Origin of the sequence: Amphritea balenae, from assembly GCF_003858655.1 — a bacterium.
In the GTDB taxonomy this organism is placed as follows: Bacteria; Pseudomonadota; Gammaproteobacteria; order Pseudomonadales; family Balneatricaceae; genus Amphritea; species Amphritea balenae.
This window is the reverse complement of the sequence record NZ_RQXV01000007.1, coordinates 1-16,810: the sequence shown is the minus strand read 5'-3', so window position 1 is coordinate 16,810 and position 16,810 is coordinate 1. Positions and strand designations below refer to the sequence as shown.

Genomic DNA, 16,810 nt, shown 5'->3' with positions numbered 1-16,810 from the left:
ATCGAACTCTACAGTGGATTATAGAAACACTGGAGCCAGTTAAGTACATTAGCATACAGTCCTCTCCTGATATTGCGGAACAGTAAATCTGCCCCGCGCGCTCAAGCCCCCACAAACGTTACCTTCCCACCCAGTAAGTGTTACCCCTTTTGGGTCATAAGGTAACACTTTCACCACCTAAGCTCTGTCAGTAAGTAACAAACAGGTAACTAAGACAGACAAAAGCCACTAAAATCAATAAGTTACAATATGTGGCACGTCACCTGCTTTATATAGAGTAATAACAACAAAAATAATAAGAACAACAACAAATACTGAAAGCATCGGCCAAAATAAAAATAACTGCGGCAAAGATGTGGACAATACCGTCTCTTAATAAAAATAATAATTGAGGCCAAACCGGTTACACTGGCGCTAAGAACTCTGTTCTGGCTGTTGGGTAGCCGGTATTCGTTCTTCCCCCTGTTAACCAATCCTCTGCCTGAATATAAGTAAAACCATCTCTGGTTCAGATTTTCTGCATGTACCTTTCTGTGGCTATCAAAGCCTTATCAATAAGTCGCCTCCTGCTCCTGACCTTCTGCTTCCCTCGTATTTAACACTTTAGCCATCTGTTCTACATTCAGAGGCCGATAGATATAGTAGCCCTGACCATACTCACACCCCTGCTGTTGTAGTTGCCATAACTGATCCTGGGTTTCTATCCCTTCGGCAATACAGGGCAGATCCAGCTCGTGGGCAAGATTGAGAATGCCACTAACAACCCGATGATGCTTTTTAGATTCGACGCACTGCATCACAAAAGAGCGATCTATTTTTATCAGATCGATCGGGAATTCAGACAGATGACTCAAAGAAGAGTATCCGGTACCAAAGTCATCCAGATGAACCTCAACCCCCAGCGCTTTAATTTTATCTATCACTCTGGCGGCTTTACGGGTATCCCGAATCAATACTGTCTCGGTAATTTCCAGCGCTAGCTCTCCCGGGGAAAACTGATATTTCGACAGTAGCCCCGGCAGTATTCGTAACAGCCCCTCATCATAAAACTGCACCGGTGAAAGATTCACTGACAGGGATAACTCAAGTCCGCAAAAGACGGTTCTACGCCACTCACACCATTGCCGACATGCTGATTCCAGCACCCACTGCCCCAGAGGGTGAATCAGATTGCTACTCTCCGCGATGGGGATAAACTGGTCGGGGTTGAGCAAACCTTTTTCCGGGTGCTGCCAGCGAACCAGTGCTTCACAGCCCGCAATCTGGCCTGTTTTCAGATTAATGACCGGCTGGTAGTGAAGTATTAACTGATCATCTTTAATCGCTTTACTCAGTTCGCGCTCGGTATTTATACGCTGCACCAGATGCTCACGCATGTCTTCATCAAAGACTACATAACAGTTTTTACCAGACAGCTTCGCCTGATACATCGCGATATCAGCGTCCCGGATCATTTCATCAGGATCACTGTAACCGGCATGACTCAGCGCAATACCTATACTGCCTCCGGACAGCACCTCTTGCTCGGCAATCTGATAGGGTCGCACCAACGCTTCAAGGATCCGCTCAGCCACATGGATGTAATGAAAGTCATCACTGTGCTCCAGTAATATCACGAACTCATCACCACCAAGGCGGGCTAACAGATCCGTATTGCGTAGACAGTCCTTGAGTCGCGCAGAAACCTCTATCAACAGTTGATCGCCGGCTGAATGCCCCAGGGTATCGTTAACCATTTTAAAGTGGTCCAGGTCGAGAAACAGTACCGCAAAAGCCTGCTCTTTTTGTCGTGCGGTATCGTTGATCGTCTTCGCCAGATAGCTGGTAAACCATGCCCGGTTACTCAGCCCGGTCAGATTATCGTGAAATGCATCATGGCGCAGGCGGGACTCTGCATCTTTGCGGTCACTGATATCAGAGTGCGAGCCCGCCATTCTTACCGGCTCCCCGGCTGCATCCAGTTCAACCAGGCCATGGCTTAGTACCCAGCGATAGCTACCATCTTTTTGTAGCAGCCGGTATTCAGATTCAAAGTGAGGCGCAACCCCCTGCAGGTGCAACTCGATCTGCTGTTTGACACTTTGCAGATCATCCCCGTGAATCCGTTCCAACCATTCAGCAGGGCTATTTGTTTCCAACGGCTCTGTGACAGGATCCCGGCCCAGCAACACAAGAAACCTTGGCGACAGGTACAAGGTATCTTCCAGCAGATTCCAGTCCCACAGTCCCTCGTGGGTCGCATTCACCACCAACTCGTAACGCCGTTCACTTTCTCTCAAGGCCGCTTCAGACTCTTTCTGGGCGGCCAGGTTATCGAGAAAGCGGTTAAACCAGCGTACCAACTCTGTTATCTCATCATTACCTTTAACCGGTAGTCGCTGGTTCAGATCGTAATCATTGCCCTGCAGTGATTTAAAGCTACTCACCACCGCTCTGATCGGGGTAAGTATATTGCGGAAAAACAGCCCCCCCGCAAATAGCACTAACAACAAACCTAACACCAAAAGACTCAGCGTAATCTGCCGAATATCTCTTACACCGGTGAGCAATATACTCTCAGGAACAGCACTGATCAGGTGCCAGTTGTATGCCTCAAGATGCTGCTCCTGAACCAGGTAACGATTATCCTGCCAATCGGCAAACATACCCTCATGAAAGCCCTGGTGGATATAACGAATTAACAGCTGATTTCCTGTTGGATTATTCTGATAGATTACATTGCCAAACTGATCCAGCAAAGCCAGTTGACTACCCTGTAACAGCTCGGCCTGGGTAAACTGTTGAGCCAGATAATCCAGGCTGTAATTAACCAGAATTACGGCGATAGGTTGCTGCTGCATGGTTTCACGATCCAGCACCTTCAATATTCTGGCGGCCGTTAATACCTGACGATGACGTGAAGTACTGTTTACGTTGTCGACCACGCCGGCCCAATACACCTGTTTATCTGATGCCAGCGCCTGCTGTTTTATCTGATCTTTTATCTCCAGTCGGGCAGCGCTGATATCCAGCGTATCCCCCACATGATAGTGAGCTCCCCCTTCGGTAAATATATCGATGGACACCAGCCCTTTGAGGCTCAGATAACCGTTCAGAATATAGCCAATACGCGCCTGCGTCGCCAAATGGGTATAACTATCGGCAGAGCTGTTTTTGTCATTCAGAGAACGGGTGATATCTTCCACACCGGATATATTGGCAATCAGGTTTTCAACCTGTTCTAACTGCGAGCTCAGCCGCTCTACCTGATTCTGCAATAACGTACGGGCATAGCGCTGCTCCGCTTCCTGCATCGCCTGGCTACTAGCCTGATAGGAAATCAGACCGATAAGCAGTAACGGTAACACTGATATCAGAATCATAAGCCCGACAAAACGGACAATAATCTTTTTCCCCGGATTGAGCATCTAAGTTAATCCGTTAGAATGAAGCGCTGGTGATCAGCCGGGTATCGATCAGTATCACCGCAGGTAAACGGTCACCCTGCAGTGCCCTATACGCGAACATTACCCCCTGATACCCCTGCTCGGCCGCCTGCTGATCAACCGTTGCAACCAGTTCACCCGATTTAACTGCCGTCACAGCCTGTTCAAGCGCATCGTAACCGGCAACCCGGACATCGCTACGTTTGCTGTCTTTAAGGTATTTCAGTGTCCCCAGCGCCATCATATCGTTAGCACAGAATATCGCTTTCACTTGCGGGTGCTGCTCCAGCAGATGTTTAGTGACTTCATAAGATTCATCTATTTTCCAGTGGGCCGTTTCACTGAAAACAACTTCGGCAAATTCAGATTCATTAAATGCTTTTACCGCGCCATTTTTACGATCCTTAGCATTTTCAGCTTCCCGAATGCCTTCGATAATCGCTACTTGAGTGGTTTCAGACATCGCTGAAGTTAACGTCTTTGCTGACTGATAAGCGGCATGCTCGTTATCCACACTGATAAAAGGCACGCCGACTAAGCCGGAGACTTTGGCAAACTCCTTATCCAACCGGTTATCAATATTGATCACGACTATCCCAGCATCCCGCGCCTGTTTTAAAACAGGTACCAGTTCAACAGAGTCTCCCGGAGCTATGACGATGGCATCTACATGATCACGAATCAGATCTTCCACAATACTGATCTGCTGTTGTATCGATGTTTCCTGCGCAGCCGTCTTAACCACCAGCTCAATACCCAGCTTTTGTTCTGCCTGTCGAGCCCCCCGTTCCATCTCGATAAAAAAAGGATTAGTCAGGGTTTTCATCACCAGAGCCACCGTTTTAACCTCAGCAACCGGCGCCTCTTCGACGACAGCAGGGGCTTTAGTAACAGGTTCAGATTCACTACAGGCAGATAAAAAAAACAGAGAGAAAAGAAAACCGAAAAAGATATTTTTACGGCAGAAGGCATTCAGATATTGCATATTATTCTCCAACGCAAACGAATAATAAAAACAGCTAATATGAATTCCCTTTCAACCCCAACTTAACACAGAATTACTCTGCCCAATTGAGCCCTAATCAAAAGTCTAACGACTAAGCCCCTGAATTACGGACGAACATCACCATTTTGTGCATTGTTCAAATAAGCACCAATACTGCCCAACCGATACCCAGTTTGAGTACCCCGCCAGCCTATTTCTTTGACTTAGAACCGTTCGTGAGTCAGATTTTATCTATCTGATTATGATGCAGGAACGTCCATGTCTGACAGCACAACAATTGAATTACCGGAAGAGCTTTCGATCAATACAGTTGATCAGTGGCACCCTGTATTTTGTCAGGCCATAGACCAGCACCGCCACTTTAATTTTCAGAGTAATGACTTGTGCCGCATTGACAGTGCAGGCTTACAACTGCTGCTGGCGTTTATCACACAGGTTATCAATAGTGGCAAAACCTATCACTGGCTATCCGTTGCACCCACCTTGCAACATCAGGCACAAACCCTGGGTTTAGACCACGCAATATTCGGCCAGCAAACATCTGATGGAGATAAATAATGGCTACCATTCTGGTCGTGGATGATTCTGCCTCGCTACGCGGCATGGTGGTGTTCACGCTGAAACATGAAGGCTATGAGGTTTTAGAAGCGGAGAATGGGCAACAAGCTCTGGATATCGCCGCGGAGAATAAGTTTGATCTGGTTCTGGCCGATGTAAACATGCCGATAATGGATGGCATTACCTTTTGTACTGAACTGAGAAAACGCCCTTCTGCCCGATTTACACCGGTACTGATGCTAACCACCGACAGCTCAATGGAGATGAAGCAAAAAGGCAAACAAGCCGGGGCAACCGGCTGGCTGGTAAAGCCTTTTAATCCCGAAAAACTGATCAGCACCATTAAACGGGTCGTCAGGTAGTTAATCTATGAGTATCGATCTGTCTCAGTTCATATCAACCTTCCTCGAAGAGAGCTACGAAGGCCTGGAGATAATGGAGAACGGGCTCCTTAATCTGGACTCCGGCGACCATGAGACAATAAACACTATTTTCAGAGCCGCCCACTCCATTAAAGGTGGCGCCGGTACTTTTGGCTTTGATCAGGTAGGCGAGTTTACCCACAACGTTGAAACCCTACTCGATAATCTGCGTAAAGAGCGTCAGCCTGTCACTCCGGCTATCATCAATCTTTTACTGGAATCTGTTGATGCTATTCGCGCCCTGCTGGCAGCCACTCAGAACGGCCCTGCGACCGACACAGACCAGATTAACCAGCTAGATCTGCGCTTACTTCAGGCTATTAATGGCGAGCTTGAAAGTACCGGCCCCGCATCTGACGCTGAACACACACAGTCGACCGCGGTAGACGAAACATATGATTCGGCTATGCCTGTCACCAGGCCCTCCAGTAAGCACGCAGGCGAAGAACAGGCCTCTCCCGGACAGCTAAGCAGCGCTAACTGGCAAATTTATTTCAAACCGGCCCCGACATTACTACAACAAGGCCATGAACCCTGGTTCTTACTCGAAGCCCTGCAAGAACTGGGCGATGTTGAAACAGAGGCGTTCACCCAGGATATCCCCCCTCTGACGGAGCTCGATCCTTATACACTGCACTTAAGCTGGCAATTAAACCTTAACGCCGACTGCAGTGAAGCTGAAATACGTGAAATTTTTGAATGGATTGAAGACGATTGCGAGCTAACGATCCTGAACAATGCGGATGCTCAACAATCCCGCACAGAGCAAACAGGTGCTGGCTGGCATATCAGTTTCACCCCCTCAAAACAGATGATGCAGTTGGGCCATGAGCCGGTTTTCATGCTCGAGGCACTACAGCAGCTTGGCTCTGCGTCTATCAGCGCATTAACTGATGAGTTACCTTCGTTAGCAGAACTTAATCCGCATGAACTCTGTCTTCGCTGGCAAATAGAGCTGCAAAGTGACTGCGATGAAAGCCAGATCAGGGAGATCTTTGAATGGGTTGAGGATGACTGCGATCTGCAGATTATACCAACCGGCACTGCGACACACAGACAACCTCCGGAAACAGAAGCACAACCGGTTGCGGCATCCTCTGATGGACCTGAGATCGATAATAGTCTCGACACTTCGGTTAAGAACTCTTCTTTAGCTAAGAATGAGCCTTCAGCTAGTATAGAGCCTTCAGCGAATAAAGAACCCTCAGCCAATAAAGAGCCCACAGCCAACATAGAACCCTCAGCCAATAAAGAGCCCACAGCCAACATAGAGCCCTCAGCGAATAAAGAGTCCTCAGCTAATAAAGAGTCCTCAGCTAATAAAGAGTCCTCAGCTAATAAAGAGCCCTCAGCTAATAAAGAGCCCTCAGCTAATAATGAGCCCTCAGCTAATAAAGAGCCCTCGGCCAACATAGGGCCCTCAGCGAATAAAGAGCCCTCAGCCAATAAAGAGCCCTCAACTACCACTGAAGCAGTCTCTTCAGTTAGTCCGAAGACAAACACACCCAACCAGAATACCGAAAAGAAGAATTCATCGACTCTGAACCGGGTTACCACTGAAGCCAGCAGTGTTCGGGTTGAGCTGGAAAAAATTGATATTCTGGTAAACCGGGTCGGTGAGCTTGTTATAACTCAGGCGATGCTAAGCCAGATCGGCCAGGATATAGCTGAAATACCCTCAGTCGATACCGAACGCCTGATGGCCGGGCTTGAGCAACTTGAGCGTAACACCCGCGACCTGCAGGAAGATGTTATGCGGGTGCGCATGTTCCCGATCAGCTTTGTCTTTAATCGTTTTCCCCGGCTGGTTCATGACATCAGCACCAAGCTGGAGAAAAAAGTTGAACTGCGCATCTCCGGGGAACAAACCGAGATCGACAAAACCGTGATGGAAAAAATCGGTGATCCCCTGGTTCACCTGATACGTAACGCCTTAGATCACGGTTTAGAAACACCACAGCAACGGCTTGCAATGGGCAAACCTGAAACCGGCACGTTACAACTGAATGCATATCATCAAAGCGGTTTTTTTATCATCGATATTATTGATGATGGCCGGGGAATTGACGAACAGAAAGTACGCCAAAAGGCGATTAAGCAAGGTTTAATTGCGCCCGAACAATCCCTTAGCAGCGGCGAGATTCATGACCTGTTATTTAGCCCCGGCTTCTCAACGTCGGATCAGGTGAGTGACCTATCCGGTCGCGGTGTGGGTATGGACGTGGTTCGCAGGAATATTGAGGCACTGGGTGGCAACATACAAATCAGCTCAGAACCCGGCCAGGGCACGCTGTTTTCAGTCAGTTTACCACTCACACTGGCCATAATGGATGGTCAGCTGATCCGGCTGCATGATGAAACCTATATCATCCCCCTGATCAGTATTATCGAAACTATTCTGGCAAAAGAATCCGATCTTAGCCCCATTGCCGGTCAGCACAATCTTTTGTTATTCAGGGATGAATACGTACCGCTGATCAGTTTGCATAAACTATTTAATCTACCTGAAACAGATCAGGTTTCATCTGGTCAGCTCATCGCTATTGTCGAAAGCGCAGGCCAAAAAGCAGGCCTGATCGTCGATGAATTGTTCGGCCAGCAACAGGTTGTTATTAAAAGCCTGGAACAAAACTTTAAACGTATTGATGGCCTGACCGGCGCAACTATTTTAGGCGACGGCAGCGTAGCACTGATTCTGGATATTGCCGGCCTGATTAAACGTGGCCTGGATTATTCCCTGACTCAGGCCGCTCATCAACGCACCATCGTATTAAACAAGCCCCCCCTGGAGGAACAGGTATGACGAGACCCGATTGGCATAGCGCCGGAAAAAGCACCGGGGACAATACCGACTACGACCTGGATCAGAATACAGAGGGTCAGCAATATTTAAGCTTTCTGTTAGATAACGAAGAATACGGTATCGATATATTACGGGTACAGGAAGTCAGGGGCTGGACCCCAATGACCCGGGTACCGGATATGCCGGTCTACCTCAAGGGTGTGTTGAATCTGCGTGGTGCCATCATTCCCGTGATTGACCTGCGTGAACGCTTTGGGCTACCAGCCGTTGAATACGGCCCCACTACGGTGGTCATTGTAATCAATGTTAACAGCGGGGATCAGCAGCGCATCATGGGCATCATTGTTGATGCTGTTGCCGAAACCTACAGTTTACCCAAAGAACAGATACAGCCTGCCCCCCAACTGGGGACAGTGATTAATTCAGAGTTCATTACCGGGCTGGTCGCTCAAAATGAGCAGATGATCGTGTTGATAGATATTGATGAACTGATGAATGCTGACGAGTTGGCAATTGATCTACATGAATCGATGATTGCGTAATCAGGGCCCTGGAGTACAAATATGAAAATCAATGAGCCGATAACTGATATTGAGATAAAACTCAAAGATGATCAGGAGCTGGTAACCAAGACCAACCTGAAAGGTGTTATCACTTACACTAATCCGGCCTTTGTTGAAGTCAGCGGTTTCAGTTATGCCGAACTCATCGGTAAAAGCCATAACCTGGTCCGCCATCCGGATATGCCTCAGGCAGCATTTCAGGACCTCTGGGACACGCTTAAACTGGGACGGCCCTGGTCAAAACTGGTAAAAAACCGCTGCAAGAACGGTGATTTTTACTGGGTTAAGGCCAATGTCACCCCGGTTTTTAAAAATGGTGAAATCGTTGAATATATGTCGGTCAGAACCAAGCCCACGCAGGAAGAGATCGAATCGACAGAGCGCCTTTACGCAAAATTAAAAAACAATCAGACGAGTATCCCCTCTCCCGGAAAGATCCCCTCTGCAAATCTTGCGGGCATGCTGACTAAGTATGCACTGATCGGCGTCGCTGCTGCGGTACTGATAAACGCCGTTATTTTTGCCACAGGCCTGCCCGATATGGCACTAATGACAGGCCCGGTTATTGCTTTTCTGATTATGCTGGGCGGCTCACAAAGCTTTATTCAGAAACATGTCATCCAGCAGATGAACCAGACTCGTCGCTACATGCAGGATATTTCCGAAGGCGAATACTTAAGACAGGTACCCATCGATGAACCCGGTGAAACCGGCGAGCTGAAACGTATCGCTAAAATGCTGGCAGTAAAACTAGGCTTCGAAGTCAACGACGCAAAGGAAGCTGCACGTCGGGCACAGCGCATTAAAGTGGCCCTTGATAACGTTTCTTCAAATGTGATGGTCGCCGATAATCTGGGGGAAATTATCTACTGCAACGAAGCGGTACTTAAGATGATGAGTACCGCACAGGACGATATTCGAGAGCAGCTCCCGAATTTTGACAGTGAAAAGATCGTCGGCTCTAACTTTGATATCTTTCATAAGCATCCAGAACATCAGCAAAAGATGCTGCAAGCGCTGAAATCTACCCATAACAGCCAGATTAAAGTCGGCAAACGCAGCTTCACCCTGATAGCCAACCCTGTAATTGATGAACAGGGAGAACGACTGGGTACCGTGGTTGAGTGGGCCGATATTACCGATCAGTTAGTCGCTGAAAGTGAGGTAGAGCTCATGATTCAGAACGCCTCAAAAGGCCAACTGGATCAACGGCTGGATACCGCGTTGTATAGCGGCTTTATGAGCAACATCGCGATCGGCGTAAATCAGCTACTGGATGCTATTGTTCAACCTTTAGGGGAGGTAAAGCGAGTTATCTCAGCCCTGGCAGAAGGTGATCTGACACAGCAGATGAGCGGTGATTTTCATGGTGAATTTGCGGAACTGAACCACGCCCTCAACAGCTCCATTCGGAACCTGGACAATATCGTTTCAGAGATCAGAAATGCCGGTTCAAGCATCAATACCGGCACTACCGAGATCGCCTCAGGTAACGCGACGCTCAGCTCCCGCACAGAAGCCCAGGCTGCCAGCTTACAAGAAACCGCTGCCAGTATGGAACAGATGACCAGTACCGTTAAACAGAATGCGGATAACGCTGAACAAGCGCGTCAATTAGCCAGCAACGCTCAGGACCTGGCAGAAAAAGGCGAAGAGATTTCTGGCCGTGTCATCAATTCAATGGCCGATATCAGCTCCAGCTCATCTAAAATCGCCGAGATTATTGGTGTCATTGATGAAATCGCGTTCCAGACCAACCTGCTGGCACTAAATGCCGCTGTAGAGGCTGCCCGGGCCGGTGAACAGGGACGGGGCTTTGCCGTTGTGGCATCTGAAGTACGCAATCTGGCTCAGCGCAGTGCCAGCGCAGCTAAAGAGATTAAGGAGCTGATCAGCGATAGCGTTGTTAAAGTTGAAGAGGGTGGTCTGTTCGTCAATAAGTCTGGTCAGGCGCTGAATGAAATCAATGGGGCTATCAATAATGTATCCCGTATTATCAGTGAAATAGCAGCCGCCAGCCGGGAACAGGCAACCGGTATTGAAGAGGTAAATATTGCTGTTACCCAAATGGATGAAAGTACGCAACAAAACGCAGCTCTGGTTGAAGAAGTTGCGGCAGCATCATCCTCCCTTAAAGATCAGGCCAACCAACTGCAGAATATGGTGAGTGTGTTCAATATTAATAACACTAATCATCAGCCTGCCACACAGCAGAGCAATAGTGACCTGGAGCGTATTCGGGCACTGACGTCAGCCGCAGCGCAACCAACAATGCCGGTAAAAACAGCAAAGCCGGCACTCATGCAGGATACCGGAAATAACGAGGAGGACTGGGAGGAGTTCTGATCTCCCGGATTATCATGCTGCAGGAAGCCTCAGTCCGCGATTATAAATTTACAACTCAGCAGTTTAATCTGGTGCGTGAGCGGCTGTACTCGTCGGCGGGTATTGCACTGGCGGACCATAAACAGGATATGGTGTATAACCGCCTGATTCGCAGGCTACGCTGCCTGAATCTGAATAGCTTTGAGGCTTACTTTGAATACCTGCAGGACAACGAGTCAGAGCAGACCTTTTTTATTAATGCCTTAACGACTAACCTGACCTCTTTTTTCAGAGAGAAGCATCACTTTGATTTTATCAGGGATCAGATCGTGCCTGAGCGACTCCATGGCCATGATAGAAAGTTACGCTTCTGGTCAGCTGGCTGCTCCATGGGTGAAGAGGCCTATAGTCTGGCAATGACACTATGTAACGCCGGCATTAGCCCTGCCAGCTGGGATCTGAAAATTCTGGCAACCGACATTGATTCCGCTGTATTACAGACCGCAAGGCAGGGTATTTACGATCTGAATCGCAGCAACATCAGCCGATCCGACCTGCAAAAGTGGTTTCTGAAGGGCCGGGGTAAGCAGGAAGGTCTGATTCGTATTAAATCGACGCTGCAGGAACTAATTAGTTTCAGACAGCTGAATCTGATGGACGAATGGCCGATCAAGTCCTCATTTGATGCCATTTTTTGCCGTAACGTTATGATTTATTTTGATGCGCCCACTCAAAAGATATTGCTCGACCGAATGGCTAAAATGCTTAAACCCGGCGGTTATCTGTTTGTCGGACACTCAGAAGCACTGGTTCGCCAACAACAGATGTTTGAGTTGATTGGCCGGACTATCTACAGAAAGGTAGGTAGCTAATGAATACAGCCAATAGCTTCTGGGAACCCCAATGGCAGTGCCAGGCGTTCAAAATTTCCCCAGGTGAATATAAGGTGACTGATGAACCCGTGGTATTAACCACCGTGCTGGGTTCATGTATCAGCGCCTGCCTGCATGATCCGCTGCTGAACTTCGGAGGCATGAATCACTTTATGCTACCGGACGCCTCTAGCAACAGCGATCCCGAGCAACCATTACGCTATGGACTGTTTGCGATGGAAAAGCTGATTAATAAAATGATGAAACTTGGATCGGACCGTAACAATCTTGAGATAAAGGTCTGTGGTGGCGGTGAAATGATGCAATGGAAAACAAAGATAGGTCGCCAGAATATTGATTTCATTGAATCATTTATTAACCGTGACGGGTTAAAACTGACCGCATCCGATCTGGGCGGCAGCAGCCCCCGCAAAGTTGCCTTTTTCCCCACCACCGGACGTCTGCTTATTAAAAAGATCAAGCCTCAGCTCGCCAGCCAGCTAGCACTTGAGGAACAACAATATCAGTCACAGGTGCAGGTACAACAGCAATTGAACAGCCCGGATATTTTATTGTTTGGTAGGGAGAGCTGAACATGACACCAATAAAAGTACTTATTGTCGATGACTCAGCACTGGTACGAGAAGTAATCAGTGAACTACTGTCTGAGGACAAAGCCATTCAGGTGGTAGGCACCGCCGTTGATCCTTTCGACGCACGGGATAAAATAAAGCAACTAAAGCCTGATGTATTAACCCTGGATGTTGAGATGCCACGCATGGATGGCATCACTTTCCTGCGCAACCTGATGAGACTGAACCCAATGCCGGTGGTTATGCTGTCCTCTCTGACGCATGAGGGGGCTGATGTCACGCTACAAGCATTAGAAATAGGGGCGGTTGACTATATCCCCAAGCCCAGAACAGATGATAACGCAGCTGTATTTCACGCTTTCCAGAACGATCTTATTAGTAAGATTAAAGCGGCGGCCAGCTCAGCAACCAAGATAAAATTTCATCAACGTAACAGTATCAGGCCCACTGCAAAACAGACCACTGGATTTAAATTTGCGGCTGACCGTCTGCAAATAGTAGCGATCGGCGCATCAACCGGAGGCACTGAGGCGATTGCAGATCTGCTCAGTAAGTTACCTGCAAATATGCCGCCAATAATAATTACCCAGCATATCCCAGCCAGCTTCAGCAGCCGCTTTGCTAAGCGATTGAATAATATAACTCCCCTGACGGTAAAAGAAGCCAGTGACAGGGAGCCTATTCTGGCGGGGCACGTATATGTAGCGCCGGGAAACCGACACCTGACGGCAATAAAACAAGGCGCCAAGCTGGTCTGTAAACTGCTCGATACTGAAGAGGTCAATCGTCACAAGCCCTCTGTCGAGGTGATGTTTAACTCCCTTAACAAAGTGACGCCCTGGCGGGTCACCGCCATCTTGCTAACAGGCATGGGGGAAGATGGTTCTTTAGCGATGAAACCGCTGGCAGACGCAGGTAGCCTCACTATCGCTCAGGACGAGGCTACCAGCCTGGTTTGGGGTATGCCCGGTGCAGCCGTCCGTTATCAGTCCGCCAAAGAAATCATCTCGTTGCCTAAAATGCCGCAAAGGCTACTAGCAGCTCTTTCTGATAATTCGCAAGGCAAAGCATCATGATTCATACCTACCTTCGCTATCTGTCTATCGTTACTGTTCTTGTGCTCGGTTTTGCGTTCTATCTGTATCCTGCACCCTGGCTACAGTGGAGCTGCTTAAGCATCATTTTCTTCAGCATTGCCGGACAGTTTTATCCGACAAGCTCATCTCCGACGCAAGAGACGACTGACACAGAACCTGCAACGTCTCAAACTGCTCTGTTATCGCAGGATATGTCTTCAACTCTGAAGTATGAAACCGAGGTAATCAGCTACGAACTTAACAACCTGAAAGCGATGCTAAAAGAAACCTCTGACCTAATGAGTCTGAGTTTTCAAAATATGCATGCGCTTACTGCAGAGCAGACCAGCATCACTTCTGAGATTCTCTCTCAGACGGAGCAGTCCGGTAACTCCGTCGACAGCCAACTCAGTTTTCAGCAGTTTTTTATCGAAATTAGTCGCATGATTACCCATTTTGCCAACACGATGAATGAACTCAGTAACAGCCGCCAAGACACAGTTCAGCATATCGACGAAATGGTTAGCAAGCTGGACGGCATTTTTGCTCTACTGGAGAATGTTGAAGGCTTGGCAAGCCAAACCAACCTGCTGGCACTCAATGCCAGCATTGAAGCGGCCCGTGCTGGCGAAGCAGGTCGGGGGTTTGCTGTAGTAGCCGATGAAGTACGTACGCTTTCGAATAACTCGACTCAACTGAATAGCAAGATTCGAGAGGAAGTTGGCGCGACCCGGGAGACCATCGAGGTTTTACGCAGTAGCGTTAATACGATGATTCATTCAGATCAGCAGGAAACCGAGCAAACTCAGCAGAACATAACAGATCTGATAGAGCAGATGCAGCAGGCCAATCAACTGATCAACGATAAAATCAATCAGGTAACTCAGCTATCCGATCAAATGGGCAGTGCCACCGAAGGCATGATCCAGTCACTGCAATTTGAGGACATCTCGAATCAATCATTAACTGCGGTTGAGATCAATTTAGAACACTTGCAAGCACTGTCAGGCCTCATACAAAACCTGATACCTGACAGTACTGAGTCAGGCGAATTATCGCCAGAGCAGCTACGCAACGAGTGTCACTCCCTGATGCAGAAAAGCCGTAAAAACAAACTAACCCGGCAATCTATTCAAAAAGATATCTCCACCGGCGAGGTTGAATTATTCTAAATCCAGAGTGTTAAGCCTGACGCGCTGAAATACGGCACAAAACCAACTTCTCTATTCTGATACTACAATTCTCATATGTAATTGCCTGTATGGAGTAGAGAGTCATGAATATTTCGCACGGTCTGTGGGCCAGTCTATGCCTTAGTTCAGCAGTATTGGCAGCCCCGGTTAACTACGACATTAATGGTCAGCCCTACGAGGGCTTTTTTGTTAGCCCTTCTGCCAACGCACCGCTGGTGCTTCTGGTACATGACTGGGATGGCCTCACCCACTATGAAATACGACGTGCCAACATGCTCAAAGAGATGGGCTATGCAGTGTTTGCCGCTGACCTGTTTGGTGCGGGAGTTCGGCCAACAGAGGTCAGTGATAAAAAGCAGCATACCGGCGAGCTCTATAAAGACCGGGAAAAAATGCGGGCTCTGATGCAGGGAGCGCTTGAAAAAGCCGGACAACTAGGGGCCAACACCACAAACAGTGTGGCTATGGGATACTGTTTCGGTGGTGCGGCTGTACTGGAATTCGCCCGCTCAGGTGCCCCGATGAAAGGCTTTGCAACCTTTCATGGCGGACTCAGCACACCCGAAGGTCAGAATTATAGCCAAACCACAGGCTCAGTACTGATCATGCACGGAACTGCTGACACTGCTATTACTATGGATCAGTTTGCCAACCTGGCAACTGAGCTGGAAAGCAACAACGTTAGGCATGAGATGATCTCCTATAGTGGCGCACCTCATGCCTTTACTGTCTTTGGTAGTGCAAGATACAGGGAAGACGCTGACAGAAAGTCATGGCAACGTTTCAGTCATTACCTGACAAACACACTGGAACAAAATACAGACTAAGATCATTCAGCCGGATCGATGCGCTGACTGTCTGAACTGTTTATACGATACCAGCCGGCGATACTGTAACGATCAGTATGCGCCGGTAGTACTTCATGGGGGAACTCTTCGCTGAGGAATATAACCAGAGTGCCAAATGCTGGTTTGACCTTATGTAATGGATTCTCACCCTGCTCCGGATAGATCAGTAGCTCACCACCATCCTCATCACCCCACTCAGGGTTCAGATATGTTACTACTGTCAGCATGCGATTTTGCTGCCCCCTGAACGCATCCAGGTGCTTTTTGTAAAAGTCGCCTTCACTATAATGCGCATAATGACTTTCAAACGAAAACAGCCCCAAAAACAGACGCCGATTCATAGCCTGTTGCAGCTGAGCAGTCCAGTTCAGCCAGGCACTTCCTGCTGCCGTAGAATTATCAATCCAGTGAATCTCATCACGACGAATTACTTCCGTCATCAAATGATCTTCCTGTCGTCCAATACCCGCCCGACTAAATGAAGACTGCGGTAAACTTCGGACTTCAGTCGCCAGTGCCTGGGCCAGCTCATCAGGCAGCGCCTTGGGTAAAATACAGTAACCCTGTGCATAAACCTGTTCTGCTATCTGATCAAACATTTCTGATGAAGGCATCATCGCCCCTCTGGTATCCTGCTCTTAACAGGCTGCATTTGATCGAAAAAACGTCAGTCTGACAACTACATTCTGCCGATCTGTTCAGCCGTCTCAGATTCCATGACCAATAACAATAGAAAAGGCCGCATCAGCGGCCTTTTTAAAGAGATAAAAAGTATTTAGCTACGACGATCAGCAGAGCTGCCCTGACGCTCGCGAGAACCAAAACTAGGAGATACATCTGTGCTACGTACGTAACCAACAACACAACGTTCCGGATCGATAACATCCGCCAGAACCTCACGCCACTTTTCCGAATTCAGCACAACATGAGAAGAATCGCTGAATTCAAGCCAGCCATTCTCTACCATTGCCTTCACTTTTCGGCGTACGGTCTCATAAGGAATACCCGTCGCGATACTGATCGAGTGGTTATTACAGGAAAAACCAGCAACCTCCTGGCTCGCCTCTGTTTCTTCGCGCTGACGCAAAGCCCACAGGGAAATAACATTAAAGATGATCGCTGATTT

General features: G+C 48.2%; 14 protein-coding genes. 10 read left to right on the top strand and 4 right to left on the bottom strand.

Going from position 1 to position 16,810, the window contains the following annotated elements; all coding sequences use genetic code 11:
• Nucleotides 1-551 precede the first annotated feature (551 nt).
• Together EHS89_RS12760 and EHS89_RS12755 are read right to left on the bottom strand one after the other, a co-directional pair.
• A complete protein-coding gene (locus tag EHS89_RS12760) occupies nt 552-3,407 on the bottom strand; it encodes a bifunctional diguanylate cyclase/phosphodiesterase (protein ID WP_124926547.1) in 2,856 nt (951 codons plus the stop codon).
• Between the two features lie 13 nt (nt 3,408-3,420).
• On the bottom strand, nt 3,421-4,410 hold the full coding sequence (locus EHS89_RS12755; protein ID WP_124926546.1) for a substrate-binding domain-containing protein: 990 nt from the start codon (nt 4,408-4,410) through the stop codon (nt 3,421-3,423).
• A gap of 279 nt (nt 4,411-4,689) precedes the next feature.
• Here EHS89_RS12755 and EHS89_RS12750 point away from each other — a divergent pair, with 279 nt between their 5' ends.
• The 10 genes from EHS89_RS12750 to EHS89_RS12705 all read left to right on the top strand — a co-directional run bounded on the left by EHS89_RS12750 (nt 4,690) and on the right by EHS89_RS12705 (nt 15,663).
• On the top strand, nt 4,690-4,989 hold the full coding sequence (locus tag EHS89_RS12750; protein WP_124926545.1) for an STAS domain-containing protein: 300 nt from the start codon (nt 4,690-4,692) through the stop codon (nt 4,987-4,989).
• A complete protein-coding gene (locus EHS89_RS12745) occupies nt 4,989-5,351 on the top strand; it encodes a response regulator (protein ID WP_124926544.1) in 363 nt (120 codons plus the stop codon). Before EHS89_RS12750 ends, EHS89_RS12745 begins: the two co-directional genes overlap by 1 nt.
• A gap of 7 nt (nt 5,352-5,358) precedes the next feature.
• Nucleotides 5,359-8,214 carry a chemotaxis protein CheW gene (locus EHS89_RS12740; protein ID WP_124926543.1) on the top strand — a complete coding sequence of 952 codons (2,856 nt, stop codon included), beginning with the start codon at nt 5,359-5,361 and terminating at the stop codon, nt 8,212-8,214.
• On the top strand, nt 8,211-8,756 hold the full coding sequence (locus tag EHS89_RS12735) for a chemotaxis protein CheW (protein ID WP_124926542.1): 546 nt from the start codon (nt 8,211-8,213) through the stop codon (nt 8,754-8,756). Before EHS89_RS12740 ends, EHS89_RS12735 begins: the two co-directional genes overlap by 4 nt.
• Before the next feature lie 21 nt (nt 8,757-8,777).
• Nucleotides 8,778-11,123 carry a methyl-accepting chemotaxis protein gene (locus EHS89_RS12730; RefSeq protein ID WP_124926541.1) on the top strand — a complete coding sequence of 782 codons (2,346 nt, stop codon included), beginning with the start codon at nt 8,778-8,780 and terminating at the stop codon, nt 11,121-11,123.
• A gap of 14 nt (nt 11,124-11,137) precedes the next feature.
• The gene (locus EHS89_RS12725; protein ID WP_124926540.1) at nt 11,138-11,974 is read left to right on the top strand and encodes a CheR family methyltransferase; all 837 of its coding nucleotides are present in this window, start codon (nt 11,138-11,140) and stop codon (nt 11,972-11,974) included.
• Nucleotides 11,974-12,567: a chemotaxis protein CheD gene (locus tag EHS89_RS12720; protein ID WP_124926539.1), complete on the top strand. Its 594-nt coding sequence runs from the start codon at nt 11,974-11,976 to the stop codon at nt 12,565-12,567. The genes EHS89_RS12725 and EHS89_RS12720 overlap by 1 nt, the downstream gene beginning before the upstream one ends.
• A gap of 2 nt (nt 12,568-12,569) precedes the next feature.
• Nucleotides 12,570-13,643 (top strand): protein-glutamate methylesterase/protein-glutamine glutaminase, encoded by a 1,074-nt coding sequence (locus tag EHS89_RS12715; RefSeq protein ID WP_124926538.1) that lies wholly within the window; start codon nt 12,570-12,572, stop codon nt 13,641-13,643.
• A complete protein-coding gene (locus tag EHS89_RS12710; RefSeq protein ID WP_124926537.1) occupies nt 13,640-14,815 on the top strand; it encodes a methyl-accepting chemotaxis protein in 1,176 nt (391 codons plus the stop codon). The genes EHS89_RS12715 and EHS89_RS12710 overlap by 4 nt, the downstream gene beginning before the upstream one ends.
• A gap of 104 nt (nt 14,816-14,919) precedes the next feature.
• A complete protein-coding gene (locus EHS89_RS12705) occupies nt 14,920-15,663 on the top strand; it encodes a dienelactone hydrolase family protein (protein ID WP_124926536.1) in 744 nt (247 codons plus the stop codon).
• Between the two features lie 2 nt (nt 15,664-15,665).
• Here the strand turns inward: EHS89_RS12705 and EHS89_RS12700 are convergent, their stop codons facing one another.
• Nucleotides 15,666-16,301: a 2OG-Fe(II) oxygenase gene (locus EHS89_RS12700; RefSeq protein WP_229753586.1), complete on the bottom strand. Its 636-nt coding sequence runs from the start codon at nt 16,299-16,301 to the stop codon at nt 15,666-15,668.
• A gap of 158 nt (nt 16,302-16,459) precedes the next feature.
• On the bottom strand, nt 16,460-16,810 hold a 351-nt coding region (locus EHS89_RS21135), incomplete at its 5' end, for a hypothetical protein (RefSeq protein ID WP_211340340.1).